This window comes from Albidovulum sp., assembly GCF_049646345.1.
In the GTDB taxonomy this organism is placed as follows: Bacteria; Pseudomonadota; Alphaproteobacteria; order Rhodobacterales; family Rhodobacteraceae; genus Albidovulum.
Window position 1 is genome coordinate 1 of record NZ_JBARVQ010000393.1, and the last position, 2111, is coordinate 2111.

The following is a 2111-nucleotide window of genomic DNA, read 5'->3' on the forward strand; positions in this document are numbered from 1 at the left end:
CGCCTGCGCCGATGTGGAGGTCAACAGGCTGCCCGCGCTGCCGACACCGGCCGCGCCGGCGGCCATGAAGAAAGAGCGCCGCGACAGGCCCGGTGCCAGGTCATCCCTGTGCCCGTGAAGCAGCGTCGGTTCGAGGTTGAGGTCTTCCCGTTCCATGTGTTCTGGTCCCCCGCTGGTTGGTTGGTGCCGGGCTGACCCCGGTCAGGGAACAGTAGCAATGGACGGCAGATCCCCGGATACGGGAAAAGTAAGGGCAAAATATGGGGATATACCCCATGTTTTACTGAAGCGACCGCAGCTTGCTGCGCAGGTTCTGGCCGCTTTTGCACAGGTCCAGTTTCTTGCGGATATTATTGCGGTGAAAGTCGATCGTGCTCGGTTCGCGCGCCATCATGCGGGCGATGTCCTTGGTGGTATGCCCGCGCATGATCAGCTGGGCGACGTCCTGTTCCGAGGGTGTCAGCGCCTCGAAAGCGGTGGCAAGCTGGCCCGACATCGTGGCGGTGATCGATGTCAGGTTTTCTTCCAGCATCGCCAGATAGGCGGTTGCGACCTCATCCCCCGCAAGCCGGGCGCGCAATGTGCCAAGGGTGGGAATGACCAGCCCCTTGATCTGGCGCAGGACTTTGGCGTCGTAGTCGTCGCGTGAGGTTTCCACATTGGCCAGAAGCACCCTGAGGGCTGTATTGGCCTCTTCCAGTTCCACCGTACGTTCGGTCACGCGGGTTTCAAGTTGATCGAGCGTTGCCTGCAGCCGCTTTTCAAGCCGCGCGCGGGCATCGACCTCGACCAGCAGTTTCAGGTCGGCCTCGATCACGCGGGCGAATTCCTGCACGCCCTCCCTGAACATGAGCGCCCTGCGATTGCGGCGGCTGTCGAGGATACAGATCGTGCCAAAGACCGCCCCGTCGGGCCAGCGCAGCGGATAGCCGACATAAAAGCTCATCCCGTGCTCCATGTCATCATTGTCGGCCCAGCGTGGATCGCAGACGGCATCTTCGACCACCAGTTCGCCGTCCTTCAGCACGCCGTAGCAGTAGAGCTTTTCGTTCAGGGTAAAGCGCCGGCCGACAGGATAGGGATTGCCCTCGGTCCGGCTGGTCACGAAGACGGAATGGCGCGGCGCCTGCGTGCGCATGACCAGACTGGCGGGCACATCGGCCAGATTGGCGATCAGATCGACAATCCGCTGCCAGTTCGCAATGGTCTGGTCAGGAATGTCTGGATGGTCCCGGATTGGCCTGCTCCCTTTCGTGTTTATGGTGACCTCAATCGGGCTGGAAGCCGCCGATAAGCTGGCGCAGCCCCAAAAGCCCGCCTGCGGCAATCGCCGCCAGCGTCACCGGGGCAGAGACCGCCAGCGTCGCCATCGCGGTGACGCCCTGTCCGACCGAACAGCCCAAAGCCAGCGTGCCGCCGATCCCCATCAGGGCGGCGCCCGAAACCTGACGACCCAGTTCGCGCGGGTCTTCGCAGGCCTCCCAGCGGAAAAGGCCGCGAATGGTAGAGCCTGCAAAGGCACCGCCCAGAACACCGGCGACCATGCCGACCGAAAAGCTGATCCCGCCTGCCGTCGAGGTCATGAAGAAGATGATGGTGCGGCCGAGGGGGGCGGTGAAGGACGGGCCTTCCACCCCAACCTCGCCGAAACTCTCATGCCCGATCCAGGTCGTGCCGACAAAGCACCAGACAACCGCCAGCCCGGCCGCGACACCCCAGCCGATCATCGCCGGTTTGCGGCGCAGCGGTGCGTGGACGAGCGCCCAGGACAGGGCAGCAATGCCGAGCACGGATGCAAAGATCAGGGGCGACAGTCCCGTCTGGCCGGACAGCCAATGGGCAATACCCTGTGTCGTCGCGGCCTCTTCCTGCGGAAAGAGAGCGGTGCGCAGGGGCGCGAGCGGGCCCGAAAGCGTGACGAAAGCGAAGATGCCGATCACCACCACGACGACCAGAGACCTCAGATCGCCGCCGCCGAAACGCACCAGCGCGCCGAAACCGCAATTGCCCGCCATCGCCATTCCGTATCCGAACAAAAGCCCGCCGATGATCGACGCAAACGGGTTCCAGCCGATCGTGTGATAAAAGGTCTCGGTCGGGGCGGCGAGGCC

2 protein-coding genes are annotated in these 2111 nt (G+C 63.7%); both read right to left on the bottom strand.

The window, feature by feature from the left end:
- Positions 1-280 precede the first annotated feature (280 nt).
- Positions 281-1327, bottom strand: a complete 1047-nt coding sequence (locus WBB85_RS09630; protein ID WP_432638405.1) for a LuxR C-terminal-related transcriptional regulator — start codon at positions 1325-1327, stop codon at positions 281-283.
- The coding region (locus WBB85_RS09635; protein WP_432638406.1) for a YeeE/YedE family protein at positions 1269-2111 on the bottom strand (843 nt) is incomplete at its 5' end. The genes WBB85_RS09635 and WBB85_RS09630, both read right to left, overlap by 59 nt.